Below are 18,887 nucleotides of genomic sequence, written 5' to 3' on the forward strand. Positions count from 1 at the left end.
GATGTCCGTTCGCCGATTAGCACCGAAGGAAGTCCAGCCCGCGAGCTTTGCGTTCACGGAGGAGAACCTCGCATTCGCGCGGCAGCAGATCGCGAAATATCCGGCCGGACGCCAGGCCTCCGCTGTCATCGCCATTCTTTGGCGCGCGCAGGAGCAGAACGAGGGCTGGGTGTCGGAAGCCGCGATCCGCGTCATCGCCGACATGCTCGATATGCCCTATATCCGCGTGCTGGAAGTTGCGACCTTCTACACGATGTTCCAGCTCGCCCCCGTCGGCAAGAAGGCCCACGTCCAGGTCTGTGGCACCACGCCGTGCCGCCTGCGCGGCGCAGAGGATCTGATCCACGTCTGCGAGCACCGCATCCATCACGAGCCCTTCCATCTGTCCAAGGACGGCAATTTCAGCTGGGAAGAGGTCGAGTGCCTGGGCGCCTGCGTGAACGCGCCGATGGTGCTGATCGGCAAGGACACCTATGAGGACCTGACCAAGGAGAGCTTTGGCAAGGTGCTCGACGGTTTTGCATCGGGCAATCCGCCCAAGCCCGGCCCGCAGAACGGCCGCCAGTTCTCGGCGCCGATTACGGGGCCGACCACGCTGAAGGAGATCACTTGATGCGTGATCTCTCGCCTTCAGTGCAGGGGAGCGGTGCCATGAAGAAGTGGGGCTTCATCGCGATGCATGCCGCCGTGGCGGCCACGTTCATTTTCCTGCTGCAGCGTTTCAGCCTGAACGCGTCGCTGGAAACCAGTCTGCTCTGGGCGCTGACCTTCGCCGTCTGCGCCGCCGGACTTGCCTACAAGCAGTCCAATCGTTGATCGGAAAGCACTGATATGCTCGAGGACAAGGACCGCATCTTCAAGAACCTCTACGGCCTTCACGATTGGGGGCTCGAGGGTGCGCGGCGCCGCGGCGCCTGGGATGGTACCAAGGCCATCATCGACAAGGGCCGCGACTGGATCATCAACGAGATGAAGGCCTCGGGCCTGCGCGGCCGCGGCGGCGCCGGCTTCCCGACCGGCCTGAAATGGTCGTTCATGCCGAAGGAATCGACCGACGGCCGGCCGAGCTACCTCGTCGTCAATGCCGACGAATCCGAGCCCGGCACCTGCAAGGATCGCGAGATCATGCGGCACGATCCGCATCTCCTGGTCGAGGGCTGCCTGATCGCGAGCTTCGCGATGAACGCGCATGCCTGCTACATCTACGTCCGCGGTGAATTCATCCGCGAGCGCGAGCGCCTTCAGGCCGCGATCGACCAGGCCTACGAGGCCAAGCTGATCGGCAAGGACAACGTCAACGGCTGGCCGTTCGACCTTTACGTCGCCCACGGCGCCGGCGCCTATATCTGCGGCGAAGAGACCGCGCTGCTCGAAAGCCTCGAAGGCAAGAAGGGCCAGCCGCGGCTGAAGCCGCCGTTCCCGGCCAATGTCGGCCTGTTCGGCTGTCCGACCACCGTCAACAACGTCGAGTCCATCGCGGTCGCGCCGGACATCCTGCGCCGTGGCGCGGCCTGGTTTGCCGGCATTGGCCGTCCGAACAATGTCGGCACCAAACTCTTCTGCATCTCCGGCCATGTCGAGCGGCCCTGCAACGTCGAAGAGGCCATGGGCATTCCGTTCCGTGAACTGATCGACAAGCATTGCGGTGGCATCCGCGGCGGCTGGGACAACCTCAAGGCGGTGATCCCGGGCGGCTCCTCCGTGCGCATGGTGCCGGCCGAGCAGATCATCGACACGCCGATGGATTTCGACAGCTTGAGCAAGCTGCGCTCGGGCCTCGGCACCGCGGCCGTCATCGTGATGGACAAGTCGACCGACCTGATCCGTGCGATCGCCCGCATCTCCTATTTCTACAAGCATGAGAGCTGCGGCCAGTGCACGCCGTGCCGCGAGGGAACGGGGTGGATGTGGCGCGTGCTCACCCGCATGGCCGAAGGCCGCGCCCACAAGCGCGAGATCGACATGCTGCTTGAAGTGACGAAACAGGTCGAAGGCCACACCATCTGCGCGCTCGGCGATGCCGCGGCCTGGCCGATCCAGGGCCTGATCGCGCATTTCCGTCACGAGATCGAAGCGCGCATCGACCAGTATTCGCACAGGGCCGACATCGACGATATCGGCGTCCGCGATCCCGTGAACATGGTCGCGGCGGAGTAGGATAAATGACCAAGCTCATCATCGACGGCAAAGAGATCGATGTGCCCGCCGAGTACACGCTGCTCCAGGCGTGCGAGGCCGCGGGCGCCGAGATTCCGCGCTTCTGCTATCACGAGCGGCTGTCGATCGCCGGCAATTGCCGGATGTGCCTCGTCGAAGTGAAGGGCGGGCCGAAGCCGGTCGCGAGTTGCGCCTGGGGCGTGCGCGACTGCCGTCCGGGTCCCAAGGGCGAGCCGCCGGAGATCTCCACGCGTTCGCCGATGGTGAAGAAGGCGCGCGAAGGCGTGATGGAATTCCTTCTCATCAACCATCCGCTGGACTGCCCGATCTGCGACCAGGGCGGCGAGTGCGACCTGCAGGACCAGGCGATGGGCTACGGTGTCGACACCAGCCGTTTCGCCGAGAACAAGCGCGCGGTCGAGGACAAATATCTCGGCGCGCTGGTCAAGACCTCGATGAACCGCTGCATCCAGTGCACGCGCTGCGTCCGCTTCTCGGCGGAAGTCGCCGGCGCGCCCGAGATGGGCGCAACCGGCCGCGGCGAGGACATGGAGATCACGACCTATCTCGAGCACGCGCTGACGTCGGAATTGCAGGGCAATCTCGTCGACATCTGTCCGGTCGGCGCCCTGACCTCGAAGCCTTATGCGTTTGCGGCGCGCCCCTGGGAGCTCGGCAAGACCCAGTCGATCGACGTGATGGATGGTCTGGGATCGGCGATCCGCGTCGACACGCGCGGCCGTGAGGTGATGCGCGTGCTGCCGCGCATCAATGAGGCCGTGAACGAGGAGTGGATCTCCGACAAGACCCGCCACATCGTCGATGGCCTCCGCACCCAGCGCCTCGACCGGCCCTATATCCGCGAAGCCGGCAAGCTGCGTGCGGCGAGCTGGCCCGAGGCCTTCGCCGCGATCGCGGCCAAGGCGGCGCGCACCGACGGCAAGCGCATCGGTGCGATCGCCGGCGACCTCGCCGGTGTCGAGGAGATGTTCGCGTTGAAGGACCTGCTCGCCAAATATGGCTCGGGCAATCTGGCGGTGCAGGGCGGCGACGCCTTCGATCCCGCGCTCGGCCGCGGCTCCTACATCTTCAACCCGACGCTCGCAGGCGTGGAGCAGGCCGACGCGCTGCTCATCATTGGCGCCAATCCGCGCAAAGAGGCGGCCGTGTTCAACGCCCGTATCCGCAAGCGCTGGCGCGCCGGCGGCTTCAAGATCGGTGTGATCGGCGCCAAGGCCGACCTGACCTACGACTATGATCATCTCGGCGCGGGCACCGATACGCTCGGCGAGCTCGCGGCCGGCAAGCACTCCTTCATGGACGTGCTGAAGAACGCCAAGCACCCGATCATCCTGGTCGGCGCGGGCGCGGCCTCGCGTCACGACGGCGCCGCCATCCTCGCCGCGAGCGCCAAGCTCGCGCTCGATGTCGGTGCGGTGAAGGACGGCTGGAACGGTTTTGGCGTGCTGCACGAGACCGCCTCGCGCGTCGGCGCGCTCGACATCGGCTTCTCTGCCACCGCGGGCGGGCTGAACGCGGCACAGATGACGACGTTCGGAACGCTGGACCTGTTATTCCTGTTAGGGGCCGATGAGATCAAGGCGCCGGACGGCACTTTCGTTGTCTATATCGGCACCCATGGTGACCGCGGCGCGCACCGCGCCGACGTGATCCTGCCTGCAGCGGCCTACACCGAGAAGTCCGCGATCTACGTCAACACCGAAGGCCGCGTGCAGATGACCGGCCGCGCCGCGTTCCCGCCGGGCGAAGCCCGCGAGGACTGGGCGATCATCCGCGCGCTGTCGGAAGCGCTCGGCAAGAAGCTCGGCTACGACTCGCTTGCCGCCCTGCGCCAGGCGATCTTCAAGGCCGTGCCGCATCTGATCCGTCTCGACCAGATCGAGGCCGGCACCGCCGACCAGATCAAGAAGCTGGCGGGGAAGGGCGGCTCGCCGGAGAAGGCGCCGTTCAAGCCACTGGTCGAGGACTTCTACCTGACCAACCCAATCGCGCGTGCGTCCGCCGTGATGGCGGAATGCTCGCGCCTCGCCTCCGGGCACATGCTGACCGCAGCGGAGTGAGCGTGATCTGATGGAATTCTTCGAAAGCGCATTCTGGACCGGGTTCCTCTGGCCGCTGATCATCATGGTCGCGGAGAGCGTCCTGGTGCTCGTCGTCCTCTTGGTCGCGATCGCCTATATCCTGCTCGCCGACCGCAAGATCTGGGCGGCGGTGCAGATCCGCCGCGGCCCGAACGTGGTCGGCCCCTGGGGCCTGCTGCAGTCCTTCGCGGACTTGCTCAAGTTCGTGCTGAAGGAGCCGATCATCCCGGCCGGCGCCAACAAGGGCGTGTTCCTGCTGGCGCCGCTGGTCTCGTGCGTGCTCGCGCTCGCCGCCTGGGCGGTGATCCCGACCAATCTCGGCTGGGTGATCTCCGACATCAATGTCGGCATCCTCTTCATCTTCGCGATCTCGTCGCTGTCGATCTACGGCATCATCATGGCTGGCTGGTCGTCGAACTCGAAATACCCGTTCCTGGCCGCGTTGCGCTCGGCGGCGCAGATGGTGTCCTACGAGGTCTCGATTGGGTTCGTCATCATCACGGTGCTGCTCTGCGCCGGCACGCTGAACCTCACGGCCGTGGTCGAGGCCCAGCATGCGCGCGGTCTTGCCAGCCTGATCGGGCTGCCGCAGCTCACCATCCTGAACTGGTACGTCTGGCCGCTGTTCCCGATGTTCGTGGTGTTCTACGTCTCGGCACTGGCGGAAACCAACCGTCCGCCGTTCGATCTCGTGGAGGCCGAATCCGAGCTCGTCGCCGGCTTCATGGTCGAATACGGCTCGACGCCGTACCTCTTGTTCATGCTCGGCGAGTATGTCGCGATCGTCACGATGTGCGCGTTGGCGACGATCCTGTTCCTGGGAGGCTGGCTGCCGCCGGTCGACCTGCCGCCCTTCAACTGGGTGCCGGGGATCATCTGGTTCTCGCTGAAACTGTTCTTCATGTTCTTCCTGTTCGCGATGGCCAAGGCGATCGTGCCGCGCTACCGCTACGATCAATTGATGCGCCTCGGCTGGAAGGTGTTCCTGCCGATCTCGCTGGCGATGGTGATCGTGGTGGCCGGCGTGCTGCATTTCGCCGGCATCGCGCCGAAGTGAGGTCCGCCATGGGTATCAACGTCAACGCCACTGCACGCTCGCTTCTGCTGTCGGAATTCGTCTCGGCGTTCTTCCTCGCCATGCGCTATTTCTTCCAGCCGAAGCCGACCATCAACTATCCGTTCGAGAAGAACCCGATCTCGCCGCGCTTCCGCGGCGAGCATGCGCTCCGCCGCTATCCGAACGGCGAAGAGCGCTGCATCGCCTGCAAGCTGTGCGAAGCCATCTGCCCGGCGCAAGCCATCACTATCGAGGCCGGCCCGCGCCGCAACGACGGCACCCGCCGCACCGTGCGCTACGACATCGACATGGTGAAGTGCATCTATTGCGGTCTCTGCCAGGAGGCCTGTCCGGTCGACGCCATCGTCGAAGGTCCGAACTTCGAGTTCGCGACCGAGACCCGCGAGGAACTCTATTATGACAAGGCCAAGCTGCTCGCCAACGGCGACCGCTGGGAACGCGAGATCGCGAAAGCGATCGAGCTCGACGCGCCGTACCGGTGAGGTGAGGGCATGATCCTTCCCGCGCTGTTCTTCTATCTGTTCGCCGGCGTCTGCGTCGCCTCGGCGGTGATGGTGATTGTCTCGCGCAATCCCGTGCACTCCGTGCTGTACCTGATCCTGGCCTTCGTCAACGCCTCCGGCCTGTTCGTGCTGATGGGCGCCGAATTCCTGGCGATGATCCTGATCGTCGTCTATGTCGGCGCGGTCGCGGTCCTGTTCCTGTTCGTGATCATGATGCTCGACGTCGATTTCCTCGAGCTGCGCGAGGGCTTCATCGAGTACCTGCCGGTTGGGCTGGTGATCGGCGGCATCTTCATGTTCGAGCTGCTGCTCACCGTCGGCTTCTGGGTCATCAACCCCGGCGTCTCCAAGACCATCACGGCGGCGATCCCGACCAATGTCAGCAACACCGAAGCACTCGGCCTCGTGCTCTATACGAAGTACATCCACTACTTCCAGCTCGCGGGCATGGTGCTGTTGGTCGCCATGATCGGCGCCATCGTGCTGACGCTGCGCCACAAGGCGAGCGTTAAGCGGCAGGACATCAACGTGCAGAACGCGCGCACGCCGGAAATGGCGATGGCGATGCGCAAGGTGGCGTCAGGGCAGGGGCTCTCGGATGCCGATGCGGCGGAGTGGGTGAAATGACGATCGGGCTCGGACACTATCTGGCGGTCGGCGCGATCCTGTTCACGCTCGGGATCCTCGGCATCTTCCTGAACCGCAAGAACATCATCGTCATCCTGATGTCGATCGAGCTGATCCTGCTCTCGGTCAACATCAACCTCGTGGCGTTCTCGACCTTCCTCGGCGACATCGTCGGCCAGGTCTTCGCGCTCTTGGTGCTCACCGTCGCTGCTGCGGAAGCCGCGATCGGTCTCGCCATCCTGGTGGTCTATTTCCGCAACCGCGGCTCGATCGCGGTTGAGGACGTCAATCTGATGAAGGGCTGAGCTCAGTCATGGTTCAGGCAATTGTCTTTCTGCCTCTGCTGGGCGCTATTCTCGCCGGCCTGATCTCGCTGGTCGGCGCGCATGCCCGCAATCCCTCAGGCGACACGGTCGAGCATCACGACGAGGCGCACGGTAATGGTGCGAATGACGGTCATGTCTCCGCTGCCTCTATCAAGGAGGAGGGGAGCGTCATTCATGAGACCCATGACGAGCCGGGCGACCACGAGCCGCCAGCGGCTGGTTCTCGCGCGGCCGAGCTGATCACGACGGGACTGCTGTTCGTGTCGGCGGCGCTGTCCTGGTTCACGCTGGTCGACGTCGGCTTCATGCATCACGACGCGCGGATCCAGCTGCTGCCCTGGATCTTCTCCGGCGACCTCCAGGTCTGGTGGACGCTGCGCGTGGACACGCTCACGGCCGTGATGTTGGTGGTGGTGACGACGGTTTCCTCGCTCGTGCACCTCTATTCCATCGGCTACATGGATCAGGACCCGAACCGGCCGCGCTTCTTCGGCTATCTGTCGCTGTTCACCTTCGCGATGCTGATGCTGGTCACCGCGGACAACCTCGTGCAGCTGTTCTTCGGCTGGGAAGGCGTCGGTCTCGCCAGCTATCTCCTGATCGGCTTCTGGTACCAGAGGCCGTCGGCGAACGCGGCGGCGATCAAGGCCTTCGTGGTCAACCGCGTCGGCGATTTCGGCTTCGCGCTCGGCATCTTCGCGATCTTCATGCTGGCCGGCTCGACCGATTTCGAGACCATCTTCCATGCCGCACCTGGCCTCACCGGCAAGGCCATCAACTTCCTCGGCTGGCACGCCGACGCGCTGACCCTGACCTGTCTCCTCCTGTTCATGGGCGCGATGGGCAAGTCGGCGCAGTTCCTGCTGCACACCTGGTTGCCGGACGCGATGGAAGGCCCGACCCCGGTCTCCGCGCTGATCCACGCCGCGACCATGGTCACCGCCGGCGTGTTCATGGTGGCGCGGCTGTCGCCGTTGTTCGAACTCGCCCCGAACGCGCAGGCCGTCGTGATGTTCTTTGGCGCGACCACGGCGTTCTTCGCGGCGACCATCGGCCTCGTCCAGAACGACATCAAGCGCATCGTCGCCTATTCGACCTGTTCGCAGCTCGGCTACATGTTCGTGGCGATGGGGGCAGGGGCCTATTCGGTCGGCATGTTCCACCTGTTCACGCACGCCTTCTTCAAGGCGCTGCTGTTCTTGGGCTCCGGCTCGGTGATCTACGCGATGCACCACGAGCAGGACATCCGCAATATGGGCGGCCTCTGGCGCAAGATCCCTTATACCTACGCGGTGATGGTGGTCGGCACGCTGGCCCTGACCGGCTTCCCGCTCACCGCCGGCTACTTCTCCAAGGACGCGATCATCGAGTCCGCCTACGCCGCGCACAATCCGTTCGCGATCTATGGCTTCCTGATGACGGTCGTCGCCGCCGGCCTGACCTCGTTCTACTCCTGGCGCCTGATCTTCAAGACCTTCCACGGCGAGCCGCATGACGAGCATCACTACGAGGCCGCACACGAGGCCCCGATCTGGATGCTGATCCCGATCGGCGTGCTCGCGGTCGGCTCGTTCGTCGCGGGCCTTCCGTTCAAGGAGCTGTTCGCCGGTCACGGCATCGAGGAGTTCTTCCGCGAATCCGTGAAGATGAACCCGCACATCATCGAGGAGATGCACCACATCCCCGAGACCATCGCCTTCCTGCCAACGGTGATGATGGTGCTGGGATTCCTGGTGTCGTACCTGTTCTACATCCGCCGGCCGTATCTGCCGGTCGAGCTGGCGAAGACGCAGCCGATGCTGTACCAGTTCCTGCTCAACAAATGGTACTTCGACGAACTCTACGACGTCATCTTCGTCCGTCCGGCGAAGTGGATCGGCTATCAGCTCTGGAAGAAGGGCGACGGCTTCATCATCGACGGGCTCGGTCCCGACGGCGTCTCGGCGCGCGTGCTGGACGTCACCCGTAACGTCGTGAAGATCCAGACCGGCTATCTCTATCACTACGCGTTCGCCATGCTGATCGGCGTCGCCGGCCTGATCACCTGGTTCATGTTCGGCTTTGGAGGCCAGTAAATGACAACCTGGCCCATCCTTTCCGTCACCACCTTCCTGCCGCTGGTCGGGACGCTGATCGTCTATCTCAGCCGCGGCGACGACGAGGCCGCGCAGCGCAACTCGCGCTGGATCGCGCTGTGGACCACGCTGATCACCTTCGCGGTGTCACTGATCCTGGTAGCGCGCTTCGATCCCTCGACGGCCGACTTCCAGTTCGTCGAGAAGGCGAACTGGCTCGCCACCGGCATCACCTACCACATGGGCGTGGACGGCATTTCGCTGCCCTTCGTGATCTTGACCACCGCCTTGATGCCGTTCTGCATCATCGCGAGCTGGAAGGTTACCAGCCGGGTGCGCGAATACATGATGGCGTTCCTGATCCTGGAAACGCTGATGGTCGGCACCTTCTCGGCGCTCGACCTCGTGCTGTTCTATCTGTTCTTCGAGGGCGGCCTGATCCCGATGTTCCTGATCATCGGCGTGTGGGGCGGCCCGCGCCGGGTCTATGCCTCGTTCAAGTTCTTCCTCTACACGCTGCTCGGCTCGGTCCTGATGCTGCTCGCCATCATGGCGCTGTACTGGAACGGCAACACCACCGACATTCCGACCCTGATGCACACGGCCGTGCCGCGGTCCTTGCAGACCTGGGCGTGGCTCGCCTTCTTCGCCTCCTTCGCGGTGAAGATGCCGATGTGGCCGGTGCACACCTGGCTCCCGGACGCACACGTCGAAGCGCCGACCGCCGGCTCGGTGATCCTGGCGGCGATCCTCCTGAAGATGGGCGGCTACGGCTTCCTGCGCTTCTCGCTGCCGATGTTCCCGCTGGCTTCGCATGACTTCGCGCCGCTGATCTTCACGCTGTCCACCATCGCCATCATCTACACCTCGCTGGTGGCGATGATGCAGGAGGACATGAAGAAGCTGATCGCGTACTCCTCGGTCGCGCATATGGGCTTCGTCACCATGGGCATCTTCGCCGGCACCATGCAGGGTGTCGCCGGCGGCGTGTTCCAGATGATCTCGCACGGCATCGTCTCCGGCGCGCTGTTCCTCTGCGTCGGCATCGTCTACGACCGCATGCACACCCGCGAGATCGCGGCCTATGGCGGCATCGTCAACCGGATGCCGCTCTACGCCATGACCTTCATGGTCTTCACCATGGCCAATGTCGGCCTGCCGGGTACCTCCGGCTTCGTCGGCGAGTTCATGACGCTGCTCGGTACCTTCAAGACCTCGATCCCGACCGCGTTCTTCGCCACATCAGGCGTCATCCTGTCGGCGTGCTACGCGCTCTGGCTATACCGCAAGGTCGTGTTCGGATCCTTGGTAAAGCCGTCGCTGATGACCATCAAGGACCTCACCTTCCGGGAGTGCCTGACGCTATTCCCGCTGATCGCGCTGACGATCCTGTTCGGCGTCTATCCGCAGCCGGTGCTCGACATGTCGGCCGCCTCGGTCCAGCAACTCGTCAACAACTACAACACCGCTGTGACGGCCGTGAAGGCCGCCGCACTGCTCCAGTGAGCGGGCAGGTCAGGATATCGCCATGAGCTTTGAGACTGCAGGATATCAACTGGCGCCGGTGCTGCCCGAGCTCTTGCTCGCGGTCGGCGCGATGGCGCTTCTGATGCTGGGAGCCTATCGCGGGCAGGAGACGACCAAGACCGTCACCTCGCTGGCGGTGGTGCTGCTGATCGTGGTCGGCGCGCTCGTCTACATGCAGCCCCCGGGCAAGCAGGTCACCTTCGGCGGCAGCTTCATCGTCGACGATTTCGCCCGCTTCATGAAGATCCTGGCCCTGATCGGCTCGGCGGTGACACTGGTGCTGTCGACCGAGTTCCTGTTGGACCCGTCGCGGCGGATCTTCGAATATTCGATCCTGGTGCTGCTCTCGACGCTCGGCATGATGGTGCTGATCTCGGCCGGCGATCTGATCTCGCTCTATCTCGGCCTCGAATTGATGTCGCTGGCGCTCTACGTCGTGGCGGCGTCGAACCGGGACAATGCCAAGTCGAACGAGGCGGGCCTGAAGTACTTCGTGCTGGGCGCGCTGTCCTCAGGCATGCTGCTGTATGGCGCCTCGCTGATCTACGGCTTCACCGGGACCGTCAGCTTCACCGGCATCGCTACCGCCGCGACATCAGCGAATGTCGGACTGATCTTCGGCCTCGTCTTCCTGCTTGCCGGCCTCTGCTTCAAGATCTCGGTGGTGCCGTTCCACATGTGGACGCCCGACGTCTATGAGGGCGCGCCGACGCCGGTCACGGCCTTCTTCGCCTCTGCGCCGAAGGTCGCCGCACTCGCCGTCTTCACCCGCGCGACGCTGACCGCGTTCCCCGGCATCGTGCCGCAGTGGCAGCAGATCCTGGTGTTCGTGTCGATCGCCTCGATGGCGCTAGGCGCCTTCGCGGCAATCGGCCAGAGCAACATCAAGCGCCTGATGGCCTATTCCTCGATCGGCCATATGGGTTTTGCCCTGGTCGGGCTTGCCTCCGGCACCGTCGAGGGTGCGCAGGGCGTACTGATGTACATCGTGATCTATGTGACGATGACGCTCGGCGCGTTCTCGGTCATCCTCGCCATGAAACGCAACGGCCAGGCGGTCGAGCAGATCAGCGATTTCGCCGGTCTGTCGCGGACCAATCCGCTGCTTGCCTTCTTCTTCGCGATGTTGCTGTTCTCGCTCGCGGGCGTTCCGCCGCTCGCCGGCTTCTTTGCCAAGTGGTACGTCTTCGTCGCCGCGATCAAGGCCAACCTGTTCACGCTCGCCGTCATCGGCGTGCTGACCAGCGTGGTGGGCGCCTACTACTATCTCGCCGTCGTCAAGACGATGTATTTCGACGAACCGGCCGGCCAGGTCGATCCGGTGCGCGTCGAGGTGCGGACGGTTGTGGCGGTCGCGGGCGTGTTCAATATCCTGTTTGCGCTGTTCGCGGGCCCGGTGGTGAGCGTCGCCTCCGCAGCGGCAAAGTCGCTGTTCTAGGATGGGGTTCGCGCTCGGTCCTCGCGCACAGGCCGCGGGCTTCAAGCTCGCGGCTTTCGAACGGACCGGCTCGACCAATACCGACGCGATCGAGCACGCCCGCGCCGGCGAACGCGGCCCGATGTGGTTCGTCACGTCCGAGCAGACTGCCGGCCGCGGCCGACGCCAGCGCGCCTGGATCGCGCCACGGGGCAATCTCGCAGCCAGCATCCTCGAAGTCATGGACGTAGCCCCGGCGGTGGCCGCGACGCTCGGCTTTGCCGCCGGGCTGGCGGAAGAGGCCGCGCTGGAGAAGGTCAGCCTGGAGGCGGCGCTCCGCCTCGGCCAGGGCCGTCCCCGCTACGCCCTGAAATGGCCGAACGACGTGCTTGCCGGCGGCAAGAAGCTCGTCGGCATTGCACTCGAGGCCGAGGCCATTGGCGATCGCCTTGCCGTCGTCGTCGGCATCGGAACCAATGTCGTCGCAGCGCCGGAGGGCACGCCAACGCCGGCGGTCTCGTTGGCCGCCCTCGGCGTCCAGATCAGCGCGGAGGAGCTGTTTGCGGCGCTGTCCGACGCCTGGGTCGAGTTTCGCGGCATCTGGGACAATGGCCGCGGCTTTGCAGAGATCCGAAAGCTCTGGCTGGAGCGCGCCGCTGGCCTCGGCGAGAAGGTCGCAATCCACACGGGAACGATGACGCTGGAAGGCATTTTTGACACCATCGACGACACAGGCTGTCTGATCGTCCGCACCGCGGAGGGGCGGCGGGTGCCGGTTGCGGCGGGCGAGGTGTTCTTCGGCCCGGCCGCCTCCGTGGGAGCTGCGTGATGGCGAGGCCCGACGAACTGGTGTTTGCGCCGCTCGGCGGCGTCGGCGAGATCGGCATGAACCTGTCGATTTACGGCCTCGGCAACCGCCACCAGCGCGCCTGGCTCGCGGTCGATCTCGGCGTCTCCTTCGGCGACGAAGAGCATCTGCCGGGCATCGACCTGATCATGCCGGACATCTCGTTCCTGGAGAAGGAGCGCAGGAACCTGATGGGCCTGGTTTTGACCCACGCCCATGAGGACCATTTCGGCGCGATCATCGATCTCTGGCCGAAGCTGCAATGCCCGATCTACGCGACCAAGTTCAGCGCGGCGCTGTTCGAGGCCAAATGCGCCGCCGAGCGTGGTGCGCCCAACATTCCGGTGACTGTGGTCCCGTCCGGGGGCCGCGTCGATGTCGGGCCGTTCAACGTCGAGTTCATCCCGGTCGCGCATTCGATTCCGGAAGCGCATGCGCTGGCGATCCACACCGAAGCCGGCACGGTGTTGCACACCGGCGACTGGAAGATCGACCCGACCCCGACGCTGGGGGCCCCGACCGACGAGAAGCGCCTGCGCGAGCTCGGCGAGCAGGGCGTGCTCGCCTTGATCGGCGATTCCACCAACGCGGTGCGCGACGGCCGCTCGCCGTCGGAGGCCGAGGTCGCCCGGACCATCATTGATCTCGTGAAGGCGGCCAAGGGCCGCGTAGCGGTCACGACCTTCGCCTCCAACGTCGCCCGCATCAAGGCCGTGGCCGAGGCCGCGAAAGCCGCCGACCGCGAGGTCGTCGTGGTCGGCCGCGCCATGGAGCGCGTGGTGCAGGTCGCGCGCGAGACCGGTTATCTCGATGGCGTGCAGAATTTCCGCTCGCCCGAGGTCTACGGCCATCTGCCGCAGGACAAGGTGCTGGCGCTGTGCACCGGCAGTCAGGGCGAGCCGCGCGCGGCGCTGGCGCGCATCGCCAATGACGACCATCCCGAGATCACGCTCAATCGCGGTGACAGTGTCATTTTCTCCTCGCGCACCATTCCCGGCAACGAGAAGGCCGTCGGCTCGATCATCAACAATCTGGTGCTCCAGGGCGTCGAGATCATCACCGACCGCGACCATCTGGTCCACGTCTCCGGCCACCCGCGCCGCGACGAGCTGCGCGATCTGATTTCCTGGGTGAAGCCGCAGCTCCTGATCCCCGTCCATGGCGAGGCCCTGCACCTGCACGAGCACGCAAAACTCGCGCGCGCCGCCGGCGTGCCGCGCGTGCTGGTCTGCCGCAACGGCGATCTCGTCAAGCTCGGTCCCGGCGATCCCGGCATTGTCGGCGAGGTGCCGTCGGGCCGTCTCTACAAGGACGGCATGATCCTGGAGGACGCAAAATCCCGCGCGGTGGTCGAGCGCCGCCGCATGGCGTTCTCCGGCTGCGCCTTCGTTGCCATCGCCATGACGGAGCAGGGCGAGCTCGCCGACGATCCCGAGGTCGATCTCGTCGGCATCCCCGAGAAGAACAGGGCGGGCGAGACTTTTGACGACCTGGTCTTCGATGCCGTGATGTCCACGATCGAGGGGCTGCCGAAGGCGCGCCGCCGCGATCCGGACGCGCTGGCCGAGTCGGTGCGACGCGCTGTCCGGGCCGTCATCAACGAACATTGGGGCAAAAAGCCCCCCTGTCTGGTACATGTCCTGACAGTGTAGACTAGGCGTGGTCTCCGGATCACGCTGTGAGGGAGAAGAAACATGCTGGGTCGCCTCAACCATGTCGCGATCGCGACCAAGGACGCCGTCAAGGCCGCAAAGATCTATGGCGCCGCGTTCGGGGCGCAGATTTCGGAAGCCGTGGCGCTGCCCGAGCATGGCGTCACCACCGTGTTCGCGACGCTGCCCAACACCAAGATCGAGTTCATCGAGCCGCTTGGCGAAGCCTCGCCGATCGCAAAGTTCCTCGAGCGCAATGCCGACGGCGGCATCCACCACGTCTGCTACGAGGTCGTCGACATCATTGCCTCGCGCGACACGCTGGTGAAGGAAGGCGCGCGCGTGCTCGGCGACGGCGTGCCCAAGATCGGCGCCCACGGCAAACCGGTGCTGTTCCTGCACCCCAAGGATTTTTCCGGCGCCCTGGTCGAGATCGAGCAGGCATAAGGCCGCCCCATGGCCATCCAGATCTCAACGGCGATCGCGATCTACTTCGTCATCTGGTGGATCGCGCTGTTCCTGACGCTGCCGTTCGGCGTGCGCAGCCAGCACGAGGACGGCGTCGGTGCGCCCGGCACCGACCCCGGCGCGCCGATCCTGACGCGGATGGGGCGCAAGCTGATCTGGACCACGATCATCTCGGCGATCATCTACGGCCTCGGCATGGCCGCCTATCACGCCGGCTATCTCTCGATCGAACGCCTGTCGAAGATGATGGGAATGCCGTTCTAGACGTTTTTTGCTGATTATTGTTTTGGGGGTAAGAATGACTTTTCAGCGCATCGTCATCGCGCTTCTGGTGCTGATCGTCGTCGGCCTTGGCGCCATCGGTTATGTCGAATGGAAGATGGCGGTGCAGGTGCGCACCCTGAAGGCGTTCGTCGAGGGCTACGTCTTCAACGAAGCGGTGATGGCCTGCGAGCAGGCCAAGAGCTCGACGCCGTTCAAATGGAACGGGGGCAAGAGCACCTCGGTGATCGGCTTGAACTCGGTCAAGCTGGACAAATACACCGTCAGCGCCAGCTACACGCTGGTGGCGGACAGCGTCTATTGTGATTACGATCCGATCAAAAGAAAGGCCGGGATCGGCTCGAGCTTCCTGGAGCGGGAGTAACGATCCGGCCATATCGAGCATGGGATGGGATCGTCATGGCGCGGGAGCAGGGGGACTACCGGATTCTGCATGAGGGTGCCTTGCGGGATTATCTCGCAGGCCTGCCTGAAATCGCCGCACTCCTTGGCGGTGAGCCACCATCCTGGGCGATCACCGAAGTCGGCGACGGCAATCTCAACCTTGTCTTCATCGTCAAAGGCGGGCGTGGCGGCATCGCGGTGAAGCAGGCGCTGCCTTACGTGCGCCTCGTCGGCGAGAGCTGGCCGCTGCCGCTGTCGCGGGCCCATTACGAATATCTGGCGCTGTCGAAGCAGGCCCAGCTCGCACCCGGCCTCGTGCCAGCGCTGTTGCATCACAACGAGGCGCTGGCGCTGACGGTGATGGAGCTGCTCGAGCCCCATATCATCATGCGCAAAGGGCTGGTTGCGGCAACGCAATATCCGCGCTTTGTCGACGACATCAGCACCTTCATGGCGCGGACGCTGTTCTTCACCTCCGATCTCGCGCTCTCAGCGGCCGAGAAGAAGCAGGGCATCGCCGCCTTCGCCGGCAACCATGCGCTGTGCAAGATCACCGAGGACCTGATCTTCACCGATCCCTACCGCATCGCCGAACAGAACCGCTGGACCGCGCCTTACCTCGATGGTCTCGCTGCGTCCTTACGCGAGGACATGGAGCTGCATGTCGCGATCTCCCGGCTGAAGCTGAAATTCATGGCGAGCCCCGAGGCGCTGTTGCATGGCGATCTCCACACCGGCTCGATCATGGTCACGGAGAGGCAGACGCGGGTGATCGACCCCGAATTCGCGTTCTACGGCCCGATGGGATTCGACGTCGGCGCCGTGCTGGCCAACCTCCTGATGGCCTATTTCGCCTCCGCCGGCCACGAGCGCTCGCCGGGCGAGCGGGTCGCATTCGAGGGCTGGGTCCTGGAGACGGTCGAAAAGGTCTGGAACGAGTTCGCCCGCAAATTCCTCGAGCTCTGGCGCGCCGGCGCTGCCGGCGATGCCTATCCCGTCTCACTCTTTACCGGCGAGAAGGGCGCCGTGCGTCTCGAGGCCGAGCGGCAGGCCTACATGCAGCGCCTGTTCACTGATACGATCGGCTTCGCAGCCGCAAAAACCATCCGCCGCATCTTCGGTCTCGCTCACAATATCGACTTCGAGCTGATCGAGGACCCACGGAGGCGAGCGGTTAGCGAGGCGCGTGCCGTCCGTCTGGCAAGGGCGATGATGGTGGAGGCGGCGGCGTTTCGGACGATCGCTGAGGTCACGGGTGCCGCGCGAAAATCGCGCGATTGGCAGCCGGAATTGTCAGGCTGAAGACGTCGCGAAAGGCGGAGCCGCACACCTCGTCATTGCGAGCCAACGGGTTCGCGCGAAGCGCGGCCCGATGACAGGCTCCGCGAAGCAATCCAGAATCCCTCTCCGGAAAGACTCTGGATTGCTTCGTCGCAAGGGCTCCTCGCAATGACGGTGGAGAGAGCTGCGCTCGCAATGGCGGGGAGGGATTGTCGCTGAACTTCAATAAAGCCGCACCGGGAGCAGGACGCCGTGCGCGATCCCTGGGGCTCAGATAACGATCCTGAGCTTGGTCGCGCTGATCGCGAAAAATGTTCACTGGTCCTGGTCGCTCGATGACGCACCGCGGCAATCGGCGGCTTGCATCGCCCAGGGGATACAACCTGAGCCCCGAGCTCTCCGTCGAAGGGCTGCTATTCGGAACCGGCATCGGTCGCCACAAAAACGAAGCTTGCTTTCGACAGGCGACGAATGATCAAATCCCTGATCGGAATACCTGCGTTGTTGGGGGACACATGATGTTCAGGATGATTGCGGTCGTCGCTGGTTTGGGTCTGGCGCTGGTCACCACGGCAGAGGCCCAGACCCCGCGCAAGGGCGGAACCATCCGCATGACCGCGCCCTATGGCTCGAGTTTCTCCAGCCTCGACATTCACACGACACAGCGCGCCCAGGACGAGATCTACGCCAAGGCCCTGCATCGGTCGCTCTACATCTGGAATTCCGCGGAAGGCAAGCCGGTCCTGGAGCTTGCGAAGGAAGACGTGGTCTCGGGCGGGGGCCTGGTTCACACCTTCAAGCTGCGGGACGATGCCTATTTCCACAACGGCCGCAAGATGACGGCTGATGACGTCATCTGGTCCTACAATCGCATCATGGACGGCACCAAAGCCTATCCCGGCGCGCGTTTCGTCCGGGTGATCGAGGGCGCGGCCGCAGTGGAGAAAGGCCAGGCCAAAGAGATCTCCGGCCTGAAGAAGATCGACGACTTCACCGTTGAGATGAAGCTGACCGAGAAAGTCGATCCGGGCTTTTATTTCTTCAACGCGCTGACCTCGATCTATCCCGCAGACGAAGGTGCAAAGGAAAGCTTCATCCAGAAGCCGATCGGCCTCGGCCCGTTCAAGTTCGTCGAGCACGTGCCGGGATCGCGCATCGTCCTGGAGCGGTGGGACCGGTTCTACAAGCCCGGCAAGCCCTATGCCGACAAGCTCATCGTGTCGGTCATGGGCGAGGCCGCGGCCCGCGATGTCGCCTTCCGCAACAAGGAGATCGACACCTCGGTGCTCGGGCCTGCACAATATGTCGCCTATCAGGCCGACCCTGACCTCAAGGGCACCATCGTCGAAGTCGCCGAGGTCTTCACGCGTCACATGGGGATGAATCCGGCATTCAAGCCGTTTGCCGACAAGCGCGTCCGGCAGGCGATCAACCACGCGATCGATACTGACCTGATCATCAAAAAGCTGGTCAAAGGCAAGGCCTATCGCGCCACCAGCTGGCTGCCTCTGACCTCGCCAATCTACGACAAGACAATGAAGCCCTATGCCTTCGATCCCGCGAAAGCAAAGCAGTTGCTTGCGGACGCCGGCTATCCCACGGGCTTTGAATTCGAATGGACGACCAGTCAGAATGAAAGCTGGGGTCTGCCGATCGTCGAGGCCATCATCCCGATGCTGGACCGCGTTGGCATCAAGGTGAAGGTCAAGCAGGTCGAGACCGCGGTGCTGGCGGAGGTCATTAAGAAAGGCGACTTCCAGGCCTATGTCTATTCCATGGCGACAGGGCCAGATCCTCAGGCGGCGCTGAAATGCTTCTACTCGTCGACGCCGCAATCAGCCTGCAATTACACATCCTTCAAGAACGCAGATTTCGACAAGCTGATCGACGTAGCCGGGCAGACCGACGACGCTGCGAAACGCGACCAATTGCTGCAGAAGGCCAATGCCCTGCTCTATGAAGAGGCACCGGTCTGGTTCTTCAACTACAACAAGGCGGTCATGGCGGTGCAGCCTTGGCTGAAGGGGATTCAGTTGAATGCGACGGAACTGACCCATCAGAACGTCGAGGACCTCTGGGTGGACGAGTCGTCGCCCGCCAAGTGACACGCGCTCTCACCCTCCCTCCATCGCAGCAAGCGATCGAGGGAGGGAGGAACAGT

Annotated in this window: 18 protein-coding genes; all 18 read left to right on the forward strand. The window is 64.0% G+C overall.

What is annotated here, in order from left to right; genetic code table 11:
* Window position 1 precedes the first annotated feature (1 nt).
* The 18 genes from nuoE to AAE027_RS14880 all read left to right on the forward strand — a co-directional run bounded on the left by nuoE (window position 2) and on the right by AAE027_RS14880 (window position 18,831).
* Complete coding sequence (nuoE, locus tag AAE027_RS14795; protein ID WP_091885987.1) at window positions 2-613, forward strand: NADH-quinone oxidoreductase subunit NuoE; 612 nt, start codon at window positions 2-4, stop codon at window positions 611-613.
* Window positions 613-816, forward strand: a complete 204-nt coding sequence (locus AAE027_RS14800; RefSeq protein WP_370986000.1) for a hypothetical protein — start codon at window positions 613-615, stop codon at window positions 814-816. Before nuoE ends, AAE027_RS14800 begins: the two co-directional genes overlap by 1 nt.
* 15 nt (window positions 817-831) lie before the next feature.
* The gene (gene nuoF, locus AAE027_RS14805) at window positions 832-2,157 is read left to right on the forward strand and encodes an NADH-quinone oxidoreductase subunit NuoF (RefSeq protein WP_128933446.1); all 1,326 of its coding nucleotides are present in this window, start codon (window positions 832-834) and stop codon (window positions 2,155-2,157) included.
* 5 nt (window positions 2,158-2,162) lie between these two features.
* On the forward strand, window positions 2,163-4,238 hold the full coding sequence (gene nuoG, locus AAE027_RS14810) for an NADH-quinone oxidoreductase subunit NuoG (protein WP_370986001.1): 2,076 nt from the start codon (window positions 2,163-2,165) through the stop codon (window positions 4,236-4,238).
* Between the two features lie 10 nt (window positions 4,239-4,248).
* Entirely contained in the window at window positions 4,249-5,316 is a 1,068-nt protein-coding gene (gene nuoH / locus AAE027_RS14815; RefSeq protein ID WP_091885977.1) for an NADH-quinone oxidoreductase subunit NuoH, read from the forward strand.
* 8 nt (window positions 5,317-5,324) lie between these two features.
* Window positions 5,325-5,819, forward strand: a complete 495-nt coding sequence (gene nuoI / locus AAE027_RS14820; protein ID WP_210342510.1) for an NADH-quinone oxidoreductase subunit NuoI — start codon at window positions 5,325-5,327, stop codon at window positions 5,817-5,819.
* 9 nt (window positions 5,820-5,828) lie between these two features.
* Window positions 5,829-6,467, forward strand: a complete 639-nt coding sequence (locus AAE027_RS14825) for an NADH-quinone oxidoreductase subunit J (protein WP_091885973.1) — start codon at window positions 5,829-5,831, stop codon at window positions 6,465-6,467.
* Window positions 6,464-6,772 carry an NADH-quinone oxidoreductase subunit NuoK gene (nuoK, locus tag AAE027_RS14830; protein WP_008547737.1) on the forward strand — a complete coding sequence of 103 codons (309 nt, stop codon included), beginning with the start codon at window positions 6,464-6,466 and terminating at the stop codon, window positions 6,770-6,772. The genes AAE027_RS14825 and nuoK overlap by 4 nt, the downstream gene beginning before the upstream one ends.
* An 8-nt stretch (window positions 6,773-6,780) precedes the next feature.
* Complete coding sequence (gene nuoL / locus AAE027_RS14835; RefSeq protein ID WP_370986002.1) at window positions 6,781-8,868, forward strand: NADH-quinone oxidoreductase subunit L; 2,088 nt, start codon at window positions 6,781-6,783, stop codon at window positions 8,866-8,868.
* Window positions 8,869-10,374 (forward strand): NADH-quinone oxidoreductase subunit M, encoded by a 1,506-nt coding sequence (locus AAE027_RS14840; protein WP_370986003.1) that lies wholly within the window; start codon window positions 8,869-8,871, stop codon window positions 10,372-10,374. It begins immediately after the preceding gene.
* A 22-nt stretch (window positions 10,375-10,396) separates the two neighbouring features.
* Window positions 10,397-11,833 (forward strand): NADH-quinone oxidoreductase subunit NuoN, encoded by a 1,437-nt coding sequence (nuoN, locus tag AAE027_RS14845; RefSeq protein ID WP_370986004.1) that lies wholly within the window; start codon window positions 10,397-10,399, stop codon window positions 11,831-11,833.
* A 1-nt stretch (window position 11,834) separates the two neighbouring features.
* Entirely contained in the window at window positions 11,835-12,641 is an 807-nt protein-coding gene (locus AAE027_RS14850) for a biotin--[acetyl-CoA-carboxylase] ligase (protein WP_370986005.1), read from the forward strand.
* Window positions 12,641-14,311: a ribonuclease J gene (locus AAE027_RS14855; protein ID WP_370986006.1), complete on the forward strand. Its 1,671-nt coding sequence runs from the start codon at window positions 12,641-12,643 to the stop codon at window positions 14,309-14,311. Before AAE027_RS14850 ends, AAE027_RS14855 begins: the two co-directional genes overlap by 1 nt.
* Before the next feature lie 42 nt (window positions 14,312-14,353).
* Window positions 14,354-14,758 carry a methylmalonyl-CoA epimerase gene (gene mce, locus AAE027_RS14860; protein WP_011087668.1) on the forward strand — a complete coding sequence of 135 codons (405 nt, stop codon included), beginning with the start codon at window positions 14,354-14,356 and terminating at the stop codon, window positions 14,756-14,758.
* Window positions 14,759-14,767: 9 nt separating this feature from the next.
* Window positions 14,768-15,043 carry a DUF1467 family protein gene (locus AAE027_RS14865; RefSeq protein ID WP_128933453.1) on the forward strand — a complete coding sequence of 92 codons (276 nt, stop codon included), beginning with the start codon at window positions 14,768-14,770 and terminating at the stop codon, window positions 15,041-15,043.
* Between the two features lie 34 nt (window positions 15,044-15,077).
* Window positions 15,078-15,425, forward strand: coding sequence for a hypothetical protein (locus AAE027_RS14870; protein ID WP_370986007.1), 348 nt, complete (start codon window positions 15,078-15,080; stop codon window positions 15,423-15,425).
* 35 nt (window positions 15,426-15,460) lie between these two features.
* A complete protein-coding gene (mtnK, locus tag AAE027_RS14875; RefSeq protein ID WP_370986008.1) occupies window positions 15,461-16,747 on the forward strand; it encodes an S-methyl-5-thioribose kinase in 1,287 nt (428 codons plus the stop codon).
* A gap of 494 nt (window positions 16,748-17,241) precedes the next feature.
* Window positions 17,242-18,831 carry an ABC transporter substrate-binding protein gene (locus tag AAE027_RS14880; RefSeq protein WP_370986009.1) on the forward strand — a complete coding sequence of 530 codons (1,590 nt, stop codon included), beginning with the start codon at window positions 17,242-17,244 and terminating at the stop codon, window positions 18,829-18,831.
* The last annotated feature ends 56 nt before the right edge of the window (window positions 18,832-18,887 follow it).

This window comes from Bradyrhizobium sp. DN3, from assembly GCF_041357655.1.
Taxonomy (GTDB): domain Bacteria; phylum Pseudomonadota; class Alphaproteobacteria; order Rhizobiales; family Xanthobacteraceae; genus Bradyrhizobium.